Consider the following 17,136-nt stretch of genomic DNA (forward strand, 5'->3'; position numbering starts at 1 on the left):
GAATAGTCCTCAAGGGATGCGGCGAAGCGTTCAAGCTGCGTGCCGGTGCTCTTGTTGAATACGCCGGTGTGCTTGAAGGTGTAGGAATTGTTGAAGTACCTGTTGACAAGGTATGTTTTCCCGACACGCCTTCTTCCGTACACGATGACCATTTCCGATTCGTTTGACTTCATCACATCATCGAGCAATTCCAATTCGTATTGTCTTCCTATAAGTTTCTGTTCCATCGCATTCAAGTATTCTTGTTGTGCAAAGATATCAAATATTTTTTCTCAATGTAATCACTATCCCTATACTTTATGCAACATAGTGACATATTACTAATTAGTAATATATCACTATCTCTTGTTTATGGCGAATATAATGACAAATATTAACCTTCCTCGAGATTGACTCAGGGCCATCAAACCTACATTAAATCAAAATTATCACACAAAACAAGCAGATTTTGCATAACCGCTTATGAACACCCTTTCGGCTGAATTCCGGCAGTAAAGTATGCCGCCGGAACTTGAAAGCTGCCTTCCCACAAGCTCCTCCTTGCCAAGCCTTGAAGCCCAGAAAGGAACCAGAGAGCAATGTGCGGAACCAGTGACGGGATCTTCCAGAATTGTGGCCTGAGGCGTGAAGAACCTTGAAACAAAGTCGCAGTCTTTCAGCTCACTCCCTGCAGCAGGAGCTGTAATGATAACTCCACCCGGATCCATATTTATCTTATTGAACAGCGATAGTTCTATCTCCATATTCTTAATGCATTCCACGGAATCATACAGCAATACATAATCACGGGCCTTATACACCTCGATAGGTTTGAAAGACAGAGAGTCAAGAATGCACTCAGGAAGTTTCGAAGCATCGGGCATCCTGGAAGGGAAATCGAGTGTCAGACGTCCGTCCTGTGCCACGTCAACTTCAAGTCTTCCGCTGTTCGAATCGAATACTATCGGTGTCCCCAGTGGAACATATTTCAGTATTGTGGAGATGGTATAGCCTGTAGCAAGTGTTGCATGACCGCAGAGGTCCATTTCAATGTCCGGAGTGAACCATCGCAGTGAAAAATGATTCGGATGCCCGGGTATGTTGAGTTTCTTGAAGAAAGCGGTTTCAGGAAGACCTGTCTCGCGCGCAAGACCCTGCATCTGAACAGCGGGAAGCCAGTCTTCAAGTTCTATTACACAGGCTCTGTTACCACCGGCGCAAGGGCCTGTGAATGCGTCAACGAAATACTTCTTGATTTCCATGGTTTATTGTATGTTAGGTTCTTCAAGACCGAATCCTTTCCTTTTGTCATCGGCCTTGAGTATGACACCGAAAATTGCCGCGAAAATTCCGCAGAGCGCAAATGCGAACATTGGCCAGGTATAGCTGTAATGTGCAGCGGAATCTCCAGCCTGGATTGCCTGCGCAACGCCTGGATTAGCTGCCTCAAGAAGCCATCCTATGAATGGAGGGAATATGCACAGACCGAAATTCTGAATCCAGTAAACAAGGCAGAATGCACTTCCGAGCACCTTTTCCTCAATAACTTTTGGAATTGCCGGCCAAATAGAAGCTCCGAGTATGGAGAATGATATTCCAAGCAGTGCAATGGTACCTATAGCAAGTACGGTTGAATGTACAAGTGGGAGAACAAATGCCAGTATCAAACAGTCAATGCCCAGCAGTGCCGGTCCCCAGATAAGCATTGTAGCGCCTTTTCCTTTCTTGTCGAGAATCATTCCAAAAACAGGTGTAAGTGCTGCGGCGAACAGTGGATACCAGCTGAATATCATTGCAGCTGTTTCCCGGGCCAGTCCAAGATCGCTTTCCAGCATATTGGTGGCATATTTCTGAATTGGAAGCGAAGCGGAGAAATAGAAGAAGGTTATACCTGAAATAAGCCAGAATACCTTGCTCTTGAATATGTTCAACATATCGCTGGCCTTGAACTGGTCTTCTTTTTCAATTTCCAGATCAGCGCCCAGCTGCTTGTCAAGTTTGTTGTCCATAACGCAGAAAAGCAGATAGCCAAGGACACCGAGCACGTTGAGCAAGGCAAAGAATGCTACAGGCTGTACCACACTTCCGTATTTCTTTGCAATCAAAGGAGCGATTATGAAAACAAGTATGACACTTACTCTTGTTATGGAGAATCTGATAGCCATTGCCAGGCCAAGCTCCTTGCCTTTGAACCATTTGGATATTGCCTTGTGAACAGCTGTGCCTCCAAGTTCAACTCCGCAGCCGAAAAGCAGGAAACCGAATGCTGCAAGTTTTGCGGATGCAGGGAATGACACCCACCAGCTGTTCAACCAGCCCTCGAGCATTGTTCCGCTGAATGCATCACTGAGAGCGTACCATTTTATGAAGCCGCCCAAGGCCATCACTACGCCACATACCGTTCCTGTTACCCTTACACCGAACTTGTCCAGGATTATACCTGCTACTATGAGGAAGCCCATTACATTGAATATGTATTCACCACTTCCGTAAAGTCCGTATGCTTCCGGGCTCCAGCCTTTTTCTATCTCAACCAGCGATTGAAGAGGTGATAGCACCTCCTCGAACATATAGGCAAAGAACATTAGCGATGATACTAGCAGAAGGGCGGTCCATCTTGCCCAGGGGTAGTCATTGATGTAACGTCTGAGTGTTTGTGTCATAACTCTTTCAGTGAATATATTTATTGTTATTAATTACCAATTACGCAGTTCCTGATAAATCCTGTGTATGGGAAGTCCCATCACATTGAAATATGAGCCGTTGATTGCGCTGATACCGATATGGCCTATCCATTCCTGAATACCGTATGCACCGGCCTTGTCAGTAGGATGAAACTTGCTCACATAGTATTCTATCTCACTTGCCGACAGTTTCTCGAATTTCACCTCTGTGGTGTCGGTGAAGGAGATCTGCTTCCCGTTGTCCCTGATGCATACGCCCGTTGCAACTATATGGGTCTTGCCAGACAAGGTTTCCAGCATCCTTGCGGCTTCCATGTCATCTTTCGGCTTTCCAATGATCTTCCCATCAACCAGAACCATTGTATCGGCGGTTATCAGTATTTCATCATCCTCCAACTGGCGATGGAAATGCTCAGACTTGCCTTTTGCTATGAACTCAGGAACCTGTATATGATCCATCGCAGGTGGAAAATGCTCATCAAAGAGACTCTTGGAGTCAACTGTAAACTCCAGATCCGCTCCCTGCATAAGCTCCCTCCTGCGAGGTGACTTGCTGCCTAATATAAGTTTCTTACCTTCTATCATGATCCCTCCTTCAGCCGCTGTAGGCAACCGGGTCGAACTCCCACTTGCCCTGGGTCTTGAGTACAAGTTCAATTAAATTACGTATGCAGCCCTTGCCACCGCCGTATGGTGAAATATAATGGCAGACAGCCTTGACCTCTTCAACGGCATCGGCAGGACAAACTGCCAGACCGCATTCCTTAAGAACGCAGATATCCGGAATATCATCACCAATGTAGCATACCTCATCCTTGCTGAATCCATATTTCTCGCAGAACTTGAGGAAATCAGGGAGTTTGTTACGGCTTCCCATATACATATCATCCCTTTTCATTCCAAGCATTTCACATCGTTTGATGACCGATTCGGATACGCCGCCTGTAATCAATGCCTGTTTGAATCCGTTGAGATAGGCCATGCGGCATCCCATTCCGTCCTTTGCATTGAAAATTCTCAGAAGGTCACCATCGGAGAGCGCTAGAATCGAACCGTCTGTGAAAACTCCGTCAATATCGTAGGCAAAGGCCTTTATTTTAAGAATTCTTTCTTTCAGTGTTTCTGCGTTTATCATAATACCCGGCTATCAAGTTCTATTTATTGTAATTCAGTTTGATGGCATTTATTCCATCCAAAACCAATGACATTATCATACTTGCGTGTTTCTGGTTTTCAGCCTCTGTCTGTGTTGAGTACAATCTTGCTGAAAGCATCATGTCGGCGTTGCGTACTGCTTCAAGAAGCAGCAGGTATGAAAGCAAAAGGTTACCGGCCATTTCAACCAATGAACGAGAGTGATAGTCAATGAATTCCTTGTCCTTTCCGTTGCAGAATTCCAGTACCTGTGCAAACTGTTCTGTGCACTTGACAAGTTTTTCCCTTATTTCAGATATGAAACCAATATTTGACAACAGCCAATCCTTGCTTTTAGAATCAAGCTCTCCATTCCGCATTTCGGAAACAGTCCTGCATACAGACTCATCATATTCCTTAATCAAGGCTGAATATGCTCCTGTTGTTACATAACGTATTGCGGCAATCACCTGCAACTGCGACGTTCCTTCATAAATTGAAGTAATACGGGCATCCCTATACAGACGCTCAGCAGGGTATTCCTTCATATATCCGGAACCTCCGTGAATCTGTATTGCATCGTAAGTATCTCTGTTACAGTATTCACTGGAGAACATCTTAAGTATAGGTGTAAGCATGTCAGCCTTCTTGCTGTACTGCTTGTACTCGGACTTTTCTTCTGGGCTGAGCTTTGTGCGCTCCATTTTTGCAGCCAGGGATTTGTAAATATCAACGTAACGTCCCGTTTCGTACAGAGCTGCGCGTGAAGCCTGAAGCCGCGCCTTCATGTTGGAGAGCATCTGATATACAGGAGCGAATTCAATTATCTTATGACCGAACTGCTCGCGCTCGTTTGCATATTTCAGTGCAGTTCTGTAGGCTGCTTCGGAAATACCAACGCTTTGCGCTCCTATGCCTAGTCTTGCACCGTTCATAAGAGACATCACATATTTGATGAGTCCCAGTTTCCTCTCTCCTACTATCTTTGCCGGTGCATCCTTGAATGCAAGTTCGCAGGTTGGAGAACCTTTGATTCCAAGCTTGTTCTCTATACGTCTTACTGTAACGCCTCCCCATGCTCTGTCGTGAACGAAATATGACAAACCTCGTCCATCCTTTGTGCCTTCCTCAGAACGGGCCAGAACGAGTTTGATATCGGCATTCCCATTTGTTATGAAACGCTTCACGCCATTGAGCAGCCACATCTGCTTCTCTTCAGACCAGTCTGCGCACAGTGTGACTGACTGAAGGTCAGATCCGGCATCAGGCTCGGTCAGGTCCATTGAGCAGCTTGCGCCATTTGGAATACGAGGCAGGAATTCATCCCTGATTTCCTGACTTGCAAACTCGTTTATTGTTTCGGCACAGTCCTGAAGTCCCCAGATATTTGAAAAACTTGCATCGGCACGTGCAGTAAGTTCAGCGGCCATGATATATGGAACAATACTGAAGTTCAGTCCTCCATATTGTCTCGGAAGGCTCATTCCATACATGCCGGCATCAATCAACGCCTTCTGGTTCTCAACTGTACCTGGAGCGTATGTCACCTTGCCGTTTTCACATTTTGCACCTATTGCATCAACTTCGGCGGCATTTACATCAAGCACATCGGCACAGATTTCACCGAAAACCTCCATAACCTTATCGTATGAATCCAGCGCATCGGCTGTATTTTCAGGAGCGTAGTCATAAACTCCGTAATCCTTGAAGCCGTCTTCGCGCAGATTCACAATCCTGTCCATCAATGGATGAGACAGCTGGAACTTCAAATCTGGATTGTCTGTATAATAATTTGCCATGTTATTTGCTGTGCTTTTTGTAATATTCAATAAGTTTCGGTACCACTATGTTCAAATCACCTACAATGGAATAATCTGCGATTCTGTGAATTGGTGCCTTAGGGTCTGAATTGATGGCTATTATCATTGCTGAGCCGTCCATTCCTGCAGTATGCTGGATCTGGCCCGATATTCCAACGGAAATGAAGAGTTTCGGTCTCACTGTAACACCTGTCTGCCCAATCTGCCTTGCAGGCTCGGCAAAACCGGCATCCACTGCAGCACGCGAAGCACCCACTTCCCCGCCGAGCACCTTGGCCAGAGAACGCACGAGTTCGAAATTCTCCTTGCTTCCCAGACCGTATCCACCGGCAACTATAATCTGAGCTCCCTTGATATCAATGTCCCTCTTTTCAATCTGCCTGTCAATTATCTTCACAGCCTCATGGCTGTCATCAAGAATCTCTTCTACAGCGATGGTAATAATCTCTCCATTTTGAGCTTCAGACAGCCTTTCCATCTTCATCACACCTTCCCTTACAGTTGCCATCTGAGGCTTGTGGTCGGGATTCACAATGGTGGCAATGATATTTCCTCCGAATGCAGGTCTTATCTGATACAGAAGATTTGTATATTCCTTACCTGCAGGATTTCTGTAATTTCCTATCTCCAGTTGGGTGCAATCGGCCGTAAGACCACTTTTAAGGTAACTTGATACCCTTGGAGCCAGATCGCGTCCTACGCTTGTTGCTCCAAAAAGCACTATCTGCGGCTGATGGTCTTCAATGACTTTTTCAAGGACAGCGCTGTAAGGAAGTGTTCTGTAGAACTCGAGTCTGGGGCTTTGTGCCAGAAAGACTCTGTCGGCTCCCCAGAAAAACAGTTCATTTGCCAGTCCTTCAACATTCCATCCTGCAAGGAAGGCCTCTACTTCACAATTCAGGGATTTGGCCAGCTCACGGGCTTTTGTTAGCAGTTCAAGAGAAACGTCAGCTATCACGTCATCATTGTTCTGGCAGAATACAAGTATATTGTTCATGGTTTCAGTCTTAAATTATCAGCCTATTGTATGGTTTGAAATCAATTCCTGTATCAGTCCTTCCAGGGAAGCATCATCCGCTTCTATGACTTTTGACTCCTTGCTTGTGAACACTATGTTCTCGATTTTCTTTACCCTTGTAGGAGAACCGGTTCCGCCGTAACGCTGCACATCACCGCCGATGGAATCAACGTTCCAAACTGCAAAATCATTGAAATTCTTATACTTCATAAGGAATTTTGCGTTGGCATAACGAGGCTTTGCGGCGGAACCACAGACTGTAATCAAGGCAGGCAGAGTGGATTCAACGCTCTCTACACCATTTTCAAGCGAACGTTTAACCTTTATTGACTCATTGCTGAAATCAATTATTTCAACTGCGTAAGTTACTTGCGGTATTCCAAGTTCCTGTGCAATCTGAGGGCCTACCTGCGCTGTATCTCCGTCAATGGCCTGTCTACCAGCAAATATGATATCCGGATTGATTTTCCTTATGGCAGTTGCCAGTGCGTATGATGTTGCCAATGTGTCCGCTCCGGCAAATCTCATATCTGAAAGCAGGATTCCTTCGTCCGCTCCGCGGTAAAGGGATTCCTTAAGTATCTGAGACGCCCTTGGCGGTCCCATTGTTATTACTGAAACGGAGCATGGTATATTTTTCAAATCACACTTGTCCTTCATTATCAGGGCCTCTTCAAGAGCGTTCATGTCCTCAGGATTGAAAATTGCGTCCAGAGCAGCTCTGTTCACGGTTCCTTCTGCGGTCATTGCATCCTTGCCAACATTCCTTGTGTCGGGCACCTGCTTGGCTAATACTACTATTTTCATTAAAGATTTATTGTTTCTATGAATCTCTGTAAATTTCTCAAAAGTGGCAGGCCACAATTATGCAAGGCCCTTTGGCGTACCGAAAGGTATAGGCGGAATTACACCGTCTTCCTTAGGGGTCTTGAAAACTATCGGGCCGAATTCCGCCTCGTATTTCTGAACATTCTCATTCAGAGCCATAAGAAGCCTCTTGGCATTTTCCGGTGCCATTATAATACGTTCGGAAACTATTGCCTTTGGCATTGCCGGCAATACTTTTGCAAAATCCACTACGAATTCACTTGGCGAATGTGATACTATCGCCAGGTTGGAATAAGAGCCCTTTGCCGTTTCGGCATTGAGCTCCAGATTCAATTTGTTATCTTCAGACATAAACTTCCTAAATTTATCTACAAAGATAACAAGACAGCGTTTCAATTCCAAGACGGCATTGAGACTTTATCGGGCATCGTCCCAGCCGAATGGATGGCTGGCAAGAGGAAGCTTGGCAAGAGGATGGTAATCTCCCTTGAGACCTATTGGTGTGGATTTCCTTATTTCACTGACTATCTGAATGCAGTTGCGGGCTTCGCTTATCCTGAATCCATCTCCACTGAGAATCTTCCTGTAACTTTCAGTATGAAGTTCTGTGAAGCCGGCGCTGAACTCGAATTCCTCACCATCTATGTTCAAGGTACGGAAAGTCTTCTTTTCACCCTGAACCGCATTTTCCGGCAGGCAGGCTGAATTGATGCTGAGGAAGTAACGTACTCTGGCTTTCTTGAGATCCAGATATCCGGCAACTCTGTCAAAGCTCATCACGTGAACTATGTTCCTCTGTACAGGACCGAAGATCCACTGGAGCATGTCATAGAAATGAACTCCTATGTTTGTGGCAACTCCACCGCTCTTGTGAATGTCGCCCTTCCAGGATGAATAGTACCATTTGCCGCGTGAAGTTATATATGTAAGGTCCACGTCGTAAATCTTGTCAGCAGGACCTTCATCAACTTTCTTCTTGAGAGCTACTATGGCAGGATGAAGCCTCAACTGAAGGATGGTATAAGCCTGATGTCCGGTTTCCTTTTCAATCTCAAGCAGATTGTCAATGTTGTACGGATTCAGGACGAGAGGTTTTTCACATATAACGTTAACGCCAAGACGCAGTCCGTATCTTATGAAAGCATCGTGTGTGTAATTAGGTGTGCATATTGAAAGCCAGTTCAAAGGATTGTCCGTACGCATCTGCTTGGAGCAGAAACGGTCGAACTGCTCGTTTTCGGTGTAGAAAGAGCACTCGGGAAATGAACTGTCGAGACGCCCTACGCTGTCAAACTTATCGTACGCAACCATCAGGTTGTTTCCTGTATCTGCAATGGCTTTTATATGTCTTGGAGCAATGTAACCGGCAGCTCCTATCAGTGCAAAATTCTTCATAAAGGTCACACAAAATTAAATGTTATAGATTTCTACTACTCCCCCATTCACTTATAGCTTCCACTACCTTGATAATCTCATTATCTGTTATATACGGATGTATCGGTAAAGACAGCACAGTAGAGCATAACAAATCACAGACAGTGCACGGGCCATATCCGGCAAATCCCTTGAACGCTGTCTGGGCATGCATTCCTGTAGGATAATATACCATTGAAGGTATGTCTTCACTCTTGAGGAAAGCCTGCAGTGAAGTTCTGGATTCGTTATCCTTTACCCTGATAGTATATTGCGCCCAGCTTGAAAGATATCCTTGAGGTATCCGTGGAAACATAAGCATTTTTCCATGCTCGAGTTCCTCTCTGCAATCGGCCACAAGTCCCTTCCCAACAAACAAGTTTGTATACAGATCGGCCGCCTTATTGATGAAATCCAATTCCCTCTCTTTAAAAGCCTTGAACTTTACGAGCAGAATTGCAGCCTGCAATGTATCCAAACGTGAGTTCATTCCTATACGTACATTATCGTACTTGAATGAGCCTTTTCCATGAACTTTCAAAGAGTTGGCCATTGCCGCCCAATCTTCGTTATCGGTAAATATTGCCCCGCCATCACCGTAGCATCCGAGAGGTTTTGCCGGGAAGAATGAAGAAGTAGAAATATCACCGAAACTGCATGCTCTCTTCTTTTCACCATCCACAGTGATGGCACCGCCAAATCCCTGTGCTCCATCTTCAAGCAGCAGTAGGCCATTCTGTTCCGCGAACCCTTTAAGTTCTGGCCAAGGTGCCGGAAGACCGAAAAGATCAACGGCAACAATTGCTTTTGGATTAAGTTTTCCTTCTGCTTTTACCTGCGAAAACTTTGCTGCAAGATCCTTGCAGTCAATATTAAAGGTATGCTCATCAACATCCACAAAAACAGGAGCTGCACCTTCTGCAGCAATGGTTTCGGCGGAAGAGAAGAAAGTGAAATCAGGTACAAATACGGCATCACCCGGTCCCGCGTTCCAGATTTTCAAGGCAATAGTAAGTGCATCTGTTCCGTTAGCGCAACTGATACAATGTTTCACTCCCACATATTCAGCCAATTCATTCTCCAGTTCCTTCACAGCCGGTCCATTGATATATGCTCCGCTGGCGGAAGTTTGAACTACTGCCTTATCAAGATCTGCCTTGAGAATCTGATATTGTCTTTTTAAGTCCCTGAATTCCATATCAAATACAATATATAAGAAAAATAAGCTGAGATTAGCCTATGACCGGGGCGCCGAGCCATATCATGATTTTGTATATGATACCGGATACAACAATCACAGCGGGGATTGTAAGAACCCAGGCCCAGACAATATTCTTGGCTGTTAGCCATTTCACACGCTTTACACCCCTTGTAAGTCCTGTTCCGATAATTGAACCGGTAACGGTGTGTGTGGTGCTCACCGGAATGCCAAGGAATGCTGTCATAATGAGAGTGAAAGCTCCTGATATTTCAGAGCTGAATCCCTGTACCGGATAAAGTTTCGACAGACCATCGCCGAGAGTGCGGATAACTTTCCAGCCTCCGGTAACGGTGCCAAGTGAAATAAGTCCGTAACAGGTGTATTTGAGCCACGAAGGCACAAAGAAGGATGCTCCCTGAACGGCCAGTCCATCGGCAGTGTATGAGCCTGTGGCTACAGCTTCTTTTCCAAAGAGGAATCTGATTATGCCGCTGTCGGGGTTTGATGTAAAGGCGGTTGCCAGAAGAATGGCTATTACTCCCATTGTCTTCTGACCGTCATTGCCGCCGTATCCAAGCGAGAACATTGCCGATGAAAACAATTGAAGGCTCTTGAAAACCTTGTTCGTCTTTCTCATTTTGGACCGTTTGAAGACGAACATGAAAAGGCAGTTGAGAAAAAAGCCCATCAGCATTCCAAGAAGCGGTGAAATTAAAATGAAGGCTATGATAATGAAAATTCCGCTACCGTTGAGATATTCCATACCGTATTCAAACCATACCGGTCCTATCAAACCTCCTATCAATGCATGTGATGCGGATATCGGCAGTCCGAGCATGGTGCAGATGAAAATCCATAGCACTGAACCCAGCAGGGCTGCAAGAATTACATAGACGTCAATTTTTACAGGAGCAACGATTCCGCTACCCATTGTGGCCGCAACCGTCATGTCAAAGATGAAAAGCGCGCTGAATGTGAACAAGGCAGCCCAGATGACAGCCTGAATGGGAGTAAGCGCTTTGGTTGCAACAACTGTGGCAATGCAGTTTGCCGCGTCGTTCATGCCGTTGGTGAAATTGAACAGAAGTGCAATGACAACGGTTATCAATACTACTGTAACCATCATCAACCCATTTTAACAACAATGCTTCTTATTGAACCGCTCAGATGCTTTGCAGCATCGGATGTATCCTCAAGAGCCTGCAGGATATTTTTCTTTCTCACAAGTTCAATAGGATCGGTTTCGCTTTCAAAGAGGGTTGACATATATCTTTCGTAAATGTCATCGCAAATGTGCTCGTTCTCCTTGATTTCGTCACACTTGTCATCGAACCATTTCGGTTTTTCACGCATCTTGTCAAGATTCTTTGATATTTCAACAAGAATCCCGGCATCAGCTGCAATATATTGTGATATGAGTGTAAGGTTGCTGCTTGTGGTCTTTGGCTGATATATTGAGAATTTCTTGGCTGTATCCCTTATCATATCCATGACGTTGTCCATTTCCTCTGCAAGCAGATGAACGTCGTCTCTGTCGAAAGGTGTTACAAAAGCGTCAAGAAGCTCGTCAATTATCTTATCGGTGATAGTATCGCCTGTTACTTCACATTCCTTGATTCTTCTGCTCAATATTCTTCTTTCTTCCTGGTCCTCTGTCTTTGTCATTTCAACAAGGAAATTCGCCGCTCTTTGAATGTTCTCAGCGGATTGAAGATAAAGAGGAAAGAACTTGAGTTCCTTGGTAACAAAGATTTGAAGTATTTTGTCAATTAACATATATGGTTTTGTTTAGGTTAATGTCATTTGAGGAATTCCCTCAGCAACGATGTGAGAGGAATCTCCCTGTCTGAAACAGGCTTGAAGTACTTGATGAATTTCAGCAGCCTGTGAGCTTCCGAGAATTCAGGACAGTTCTTGGGAACACTCTCAAGTATAGGCTGAGCGTGGTTTCTCAATACTGCGAACTCAATGAGATATGCGGAATTGAACATTATGTCGGCTCTTTCCTGATATGGATATATCCATTTCTCCTCGCTGTCCCTTACACTTGGCCACTGGCTTATTGTTTGAAGCACAGTGAAAGAGCCGTTGCTGTAGTCCCTGACAATACGTCTGAGAAGCCTGTTGTCGGATGTAGGTATCCAGTTGTGGTAATCAAGGTTTATGCTTGAAAGAGTAGAAATGAAAATTCTGAAAAGGCTGTTCTGGTCAACTGTTGGAATCAGTTCCGGATTCAGGGCGTGAATGCCTTCTATGAGCAGAACCGTATTCTTTTTCTGCCTGATTTTCTTGCCGTTATATTCACGCTTACCTGTTACGAAGTTGAATTCGGGAACTTCCACCTCTTCTCCTTTAAGATACTTGAGAACGTCTCTTTCCAGCATTTTGTGGTCAACCGTTTCAAAGTTGTCAAAATCATACTTCCCATCCGGAAGTAAAGGTGTCTTTTCCCTGTCAACGAAATAATCATCGGTACAGATGCTCAGTGGCCTCAGACCGCAGGCTTTGAGTTGCACGCTCAGCCTCTTGCAGAAAGTGGTTTTTCCACTGCTGCTGGGTCCGGTTATAAGAACTATCCTGAGCGGTTTTTCAGACTTGTAACGTGATTCTATTTCTTCCGCAATCTGGACGATCTTCTTTTCCTGAAGCGCTTCAGCAACCTGAATGAGCTCACTGGCATAACCGTTCTCAACTGCAATGTTCACATCTCCTACGGTTGCAAGGCCCATAATTGAATTCCATCTGAGATTCTCGCGGAACACTTCAAATGTCTTGGGTTGTTCCATGAAAGGAGCAAGAACATCAGGATTGTCCTTGTCAGGTACTCTCAGAAGCATTCCATTATGATATGGTATAAGGTCCCACACTTTCAGATACCCCGCAGAAGGAACGAGTCGTCCGTAGAAATATTCCGGAGTATCTCCCAAGGTATAATAGTCCGTATAGACCTCCCCGCTTGTGTGAAGCAATTTCACCTTGTCTTCCGAACCGGTTTCCTTAAATATCCTTACGGCTTGCTCAACTGGTACTTCCAGCCTTCTGAATGGCAGGTCCTCCCCTACTATCTCCCTCATCCTTGCTGATATTCTTTCAATATCCTCAGCCTTTATCTGGCTCTTGTCACCTTTCTTCAGATAGCAGAAATAGGAATGTGATATAGGGTGCTCAATGTAAATCCTTCCTTCAGGAAAGACATCCTTGACAGCTTTGCACAGAAGGAAAGCCAGAGAACGGTTATATACCCTCATACCGCTCCTTTCCCTTGCATCCAGGAATTCTATTTCCTTACTGCGATAGGCGCGGAACTTCAGTCCTTGTGAGACGTTGTTCACCTTGGCGGAAACAATAGGATAAGGCCTTGGAAAATCAAAGGAATCAAGCATGTCAAGAAGGCTTGTACCTTCCTCGAACTCCTTTGAAGTACCGGTATTTTTACAGAATATCTGAATCATTGTCAAGTTTTATTTGCTCTGGTGCCTGCTTGCGTGTCTTCTGATTTTCTTTCTCTTCTTCATTGAATGATTGACCATAACCAATGAAGCAACTACTGCAACTACGGCAATTATAATCACAATATAAGTAAACGATGACACGTTGTCACCTTTGACTCTGGACCACATTTCAAGCATCTTGTCGGTGCGGTCTCCTGTATCGTGCATTGTAGCGCATTTCTTGATGATTGAATTGTCAGGGTACTGAACAGGGTTGATATGAACGCTGTCTGCTTGCGGACCAAAGAAATAACTTGCATCAATTGCAGGATAGCTTTCAGCATCCTCCTGATGCTCCAGCATCTGCTGTCCGCCAACCACGCTCACATAACCGATTTCCTCCATATTGCGTATTGAGTTTTCGGTCTTGCACATGAAGTTGATGAAATAACGCGCAGCCTTGATATTCCTTGCATATTTCGGAATGCACCATCCGTCGAACCATACGTTACTACCCTCTTCAGGAATTATGTAGTCAAGGTTCACGCCAACTTCTGCGGCCTCCTCCATTGCCCAGGCAGCATCTCCGCTCCAGGTGAAGTCTATCATGCCGTTTCCTTTGGACATCATCTCTTTGCCGAAATCAACTTCCCAGCCAGCAACGTTGGGCGCAATTCCCTTGAGATAATTCTCTACCAGAGCTATTGATTCATCTGAATCGTCGTACATCAATTTGTCAAGATTTACGCTGCCTTCATTGAGTTCCTTCTGCTTGAGATAAATCAGTATAGGGCAGTAAACATCCCTGAAGGCATCCTTCATGTAAATACCTCCATGATATTTAGGGTTGCTAAGGACATTCCAGGTCTTTACATCTTCCTTGTCAACTTTATCGGTATTATACATCAGTCCTGTAGTACCCCACATATAGCCGGCCGTATAATCAAGAGGATTGATATTGCTTTCTGCACCTACATCAAGCTTGTGAATAAGTGTCTGGATGAAAGGGGAAACATTGCTGTCAATATAGTTAGGAACATCTTCAAAATGTTTGTCAATAGGAAGGAGAAGGCCCTTCTTGAGCATTCTTTCAATCATATAGTCAGAAGGACAGATAACATCATAATCATCCTTTCCCTTTTCAATCTTGGCAAGGACAATCTCATTGATGTCAAACAGTTGGTATATCACCTTTACATCCTCACCGGTATTTTCCTTGTACCATTGCTCGAATTCAGGAATAAGGCTTTCATCAATGTAGTCGGCCCAGTTGTAAACCTTGAGGACGTGAGCTCTTTCTTCATCATCGCTGGAGCAAGATATTGCAAGTGAAAGAGTCAGAAAAGCTGCAAGAGCCAGTGCAAATATCCGTTTCATTTTTAAAATTTTAATTTTCTTTGTGTTTGTTTCTTTTTGTTATAGATCATATAGATATTGATTACTGCAAGCAGAACCAGTACAATGGTGAATATGATGGCTGCCAGAGGCCTGAGTTCAGGTGTAAGACCTCCCTTTCTGGCATCGGCGTATATATAGGTGCTCAAGGTCTCGAGTCCCTCATTGCCTTTTGTGAACAAAGTAACTGCGAAATCATCTATCGAAAGTGAAAAAGAGAGAATGAATCCGCTTATCATACCTCCTTTGATTTGTGGCACAATAACTTTGTTGAATGCCTGGAAAGGAGTGGCGCCAAGGTCGAGTGCTGCCTCATAAGTATTGGGATTCATCTGTATGAGTTTGGGCATCACACACAGTACAACGTATGGTGTACAGAATGTTATGTGCGCAATGATAACGCTTGTATATCCCTGTGTCACTCCTACTGCCACAAAGAGCAGGAAAAGCGAGATACCTGTAATGATATCAGGGTTGAGCATAGGAATATTGTTGAGAAAATTCATTGTCTTCTTCTTCTTTCCCTTGAGGTTGAATATTCCAACTGCAGCAACGCTACCCAGAAGGGTTGAAATGAAAGAGGCAATCAGAGCAATTATGATAGTGTTCTCTATAGCCTTGAAAAGCGAATTGCTTACGCCTGAACTTGCTTTTATGGCAACACTGCCATCCTGCAGAATGTCAGGTTCAGCAACTCCGGAGCTGAAAAGATTCTCATAAAGTTTTGTGGAGAATCCGGTCCAGTTACCAAGTACCTTGGATTCTGTGAACGAGAACACAATAATGATGATTATTGGTGCGTAAAGCATCAGAAGAAGAATCCAGATATATGATTGTGCAAGAAACTTTTTCATTACAAAAGCCCTCCTTCATCTTCATTGCTTTTCCTGTTATAGGAGAAAAGCGTAGTTACACCTATGATTACCAGCATTATCAGTGCAAGAGCAGCACCATAGTTCCACATACCATTGTTTATGTTCTCCTGAATAGTTGTACCGAACAGTTTGACCTTGTTCATGGTGAGCAGCTCAGAAATTGCAAAGGTTGATATAGTTGGCATGAAAACCATGAGTATTCCGTTTGTAATACCCGGCATGGAAAGCGGAAGGACAACATTCCAGAACTGCTGTAATGGAGTTGCTCCCAGATCCTGTGCGGCTTCAACGTATGAATTGTCCATTTTGTTGAGCGTGTTGTAAATAGGATATATCATGAACGGCAGGAAGTTGTATACCATACCGAAAATTAGAGCGCCTTCTCCAAGCGGAATATGGACGAAATCGAACAACGCTACTGTTGCGAGTGTTCTCACAAGAACATTCACCCACATTGGAATTATGAACAGAATGATTGTAACAGCGCTTCTGTTCAGATCCCTGCGGCTGAGAATGTAAGCTGCAGGATATCCAAGCAGCAGACAGAGCAGTGTGTTTATAACTGCAATTTCAATCGAGTACAGGAAAGTATGTATTGCCTCCTTCTGTGAAAAGAAATTCACGAAATTGGCAAAGGTAACGGCACCATCCTTGTCTGTAAATGAATACAGAAGTATCATTAACAGCGGCAGCACAACAAAAAGGATCATGAAAACCAGATATGGTGCGGCCCATTGAGATCTTTTAACCATTTCCTTAAAGTTTGCTTATTCTTATATCCTGTGGAAGAATCTTCACACCAACCATGTCGGACTTGTCATAAACATCGTTGGTGTTTACATATATGCAGCCACGCTCGCTGTTTGTAATTGTGAGGTGGTAATGGTTGCCTTTGTAAAGTATGAAGTTCACAACTCCTGTGAATGCACCGTCATCCTTGTCATCAAGAAGATCCACCTTGTTGAAATCAACTTCAACCTTTACTTCGGTTCCGTCCTCGAACCCTGTTTCCTGGCATTCGAACTCAGCGCCGAGGAATTCAACGGTGTTGGAAGAGGTCATCACACCTTCAAAGGTATTGCAGACTCTCTCCTTCTTCATTACCTGTATGTCCTCGGCCTTTATGAAAAGGCCAACTGTTGAACCTGCCTCAAAGCGGTTGTAATCCTGTATCATCAGTTCGTAACCTTCAGGCGTTTCAACGAACATTTCATAATGAACACCTTTGAAAATGCAGGATTTAACCTGAGCGGTGAACTGTGCTGCCTCCAACTTGGTAGTGATATATATATCCTCAGGACGTACTACTACGTCCACCGGGACATTGTTTCCGAATCCTTCGTCAACACAGTCAAACG

17 protein-coding genes and 1 pseudogene are annotated in these 17,136 nt (G+C 44.5%); all 18 read right to left on the reverse strand.

The genetic code is table 11. The features are described from left to right. Positions 1 to 227 (reverse strand): annotated as a pseudogene (locus tag AC06L3_RS07990) (AAA family ATPase); the annotation flags it as partial. 201 nt (positions 228 to 428) lie between these two features. Beyond that, a complete protein-coding gene (locus AC06L3_RS07995; RefSeq protein ID WP_475670093.1) occupies positions 429 to 1,241 on the reverse strand; it encodes a PhzF family phenazine biosynthesis protein in 813 nt (270 codons plus the stop codon). Between the two features lie 3 nt (positions 1,242 to 1,244). Next, positions 1,245 to 2,642, reverse strand: a complete 1,398-nt coding sequence (locus AC06L3_RS08000) for an MFS transporter (RefSeq protein WP_475670094.1) — start codon at positions 2,640 to 2,642, stop codon at positions 1,245 to 1,247. Positions 2,643 to 2,675: 33 nt separating this feature from the next. Then, positions 2,676 to 3,248, reverse strand: a complete 573-nt coding sequence (locus tag AC06L3_RS08005; RefSeq protein ID WP_475670095.1) for a Maf family nucleotide pyrophosphatase — start codon at positions 3,246 to 3,248, stop codon at positions 2,676 to 2,678. A 10-nt stretch (positions 3,249 to 3,258) separates the two neighbouring features. After that, positions 3,259 to 3,798 carry a KdsC family phosphatase gene (locus AC06L3_RS08010; protein WP_475670096.1) on the reverse strand — a complete coding sequence of 180 codons (540 nt, stop codon included), beginning with the start codon at positions 3,796 to 3,798 and terminating at the stop codon, positions 3,259 to 3,261. Between the two features lie 19 nt (positions 3,799 to 3,817). Further along, positions 3,818 to 5,596 carry an acyl-CoA dehydrogenase family protein gene (locus AC06L3_RS08015; protein WP_475670097.1) on the reverse strand — a complete coding sequence of 593 codons (1,779 nt, stop codon included), beginning with the start codon at positions 5,594 to 5,596 and terminating at the stop codon, positions 3,818 to 3,820. A gap of 1 nt (position 5,597) precedes the next feature. Next, positions 5,598 to 6,614, reverse strand: coding sequence for an electron transfer flavoprotein subunit alpha/FixB family protein (locus tag AC06L3_RS08020; RefSeq protein ID WP_475670098.1), 1,017 nt, complete (start codon positions 6,612 to 6,614; stop codon positions 5,598 to 5,600). 18 nt (positions 6,615 to 6,632) lie between these two features. Next, positions 6,633 to 7,442: an electron transfer flavoprotein subunit beta/FixA family protein gene (locus tag AC06L3_RS08025; RefSeq protein WP_475670099.1), complete on the reverse strand. Its 810-nt coding sequence runs from the start codon at positions 7,440 to 7,442 to the stop codon at positions 6,633 to 6,635. 57 nt (positions 7,443 to 7,499) lie between these two features. Further along, positions 7,500 to 7,814, reverse strand: coding sequence for a DUF3467 domain-containing protein (locus tag AC06L3_RS08030; RefSeq protein ID WP_475670100.1), 315 nt, complete (start codon positions 7,812 to 7,814; stop codon positions 7,500 to 7,502). Positions 7,815 to 7,880: 66 nt separating this feature from the next. Continuing rightward, a complete protein-coding gene (locus AC06L3_RS08035; RefSeq protein ID WP_475670101.1) occupies positions 7,881 to 8,858 on the reverse strand; it encodes a Gfo/Idh/MocA family protein in 978 nt (325 codons plus the stop codon). A gap of 22 nt (positions 8,859 to 8,880) precedes the next feature. Continuing rightward, on the reverse strand, positions 8,881 to 10,074 hold the full coding sequence (locus AC06L3_RS08040) for a DegT/DnrJ/EryC1/StrS family aminotransferase (RefSeq protein ID WP_475670102.1): 1,194 nt from the start codon (positions 10,072 to 10,074) through the stop codon (positions 8,881 to 8,883). A gap of 34 nt (positions 10,075 to 10,108) precedes the next feature. After that, entirely contained in the window at positions 10,109 to 11,203 is a 1,095-nt protein-coding gene (locus AC06L3_RS08045) for an inorganic phosphate transporter (protein WP_475670103.1), read from the reverse strand. Beyond that, entirely contained in the window at positions 11,203 to 11,853 is a 651-nt protein-coding gene (locus tag AC06L3_RS08050; protein ID WP_475670104.1) for a DUF47 domain-containing protein, read from the reverse strand. The genes AC06L3_RS08045 and AC06L3_RS08050 overlap by 1 nt, the downstream gene beginning before the upstream one ends. A 23-nt stretch (positions 11,854 to 11,876) precedes the next feature. Next, positions 11,877 to 13,529: a uridine kinase family protein gene (locus tag AC06L3_RS08055; protein ID WP_475670105.1), complete on the reverse strand. Its 1,653-nt coding sequence runs from the start codon at positions 13,527 to 13,529 to the stop codon at positions 11,877 to 11,879. Positions 13,530 to 13,538: 9 nt separating this feature from the next. Beyond that, positions 13,539 to 14,885: an ABC transporter substrate-binding protein gene (locus tag AC06L3_RS08060; protein WP_475670106.1), complete on the reverse strand. Its 1,347-nt coding sequence runs from the start codon at positions 14,883 to 14,885 to the stop codon at positions 13,539 to 13,541. A gap of 2 nt (positions 14,886 to 14,887) precedes the next feature. Next, positions 14,888 to 15,757, reverse strand: coding sequence for an ABC transporter permease (locus tag AC06L3_RS08065; protein WP_475670107.1), 870 nt, complete (start codon positions 15,755 to 15,757; stop codon positions 14,888 to 14,890). Further along, positions 15,757 to 16,530, reverse strand: a complete 774-nt coding sequence (locus AC06L3_RS08070) for an ABC transporter permease (RefSeq protein WP_475670108.1) — start codon at positions 16,528 to 16,530, stop codon at positions 15,757 to 15,759. Before AC06L3_RS08070 ends, AC06L3_RS08065 begins: the two co-directional genes overlap by 1 nt. 4 nt (positions 16,531 to 16,534) lie before the next feature. Next, positions 16,535 to 17,136 (reverse strand): TOBE domain-containing protein (locus AC06L3_RS08075; protein ID WP_475670109.1); only part of this gene is annotated, 602 nt, incomplete at its 5' end.

The sequence above is a fragment of the Candidatus Egerieousia sp. genome (genome assembly GCF_056211015.1).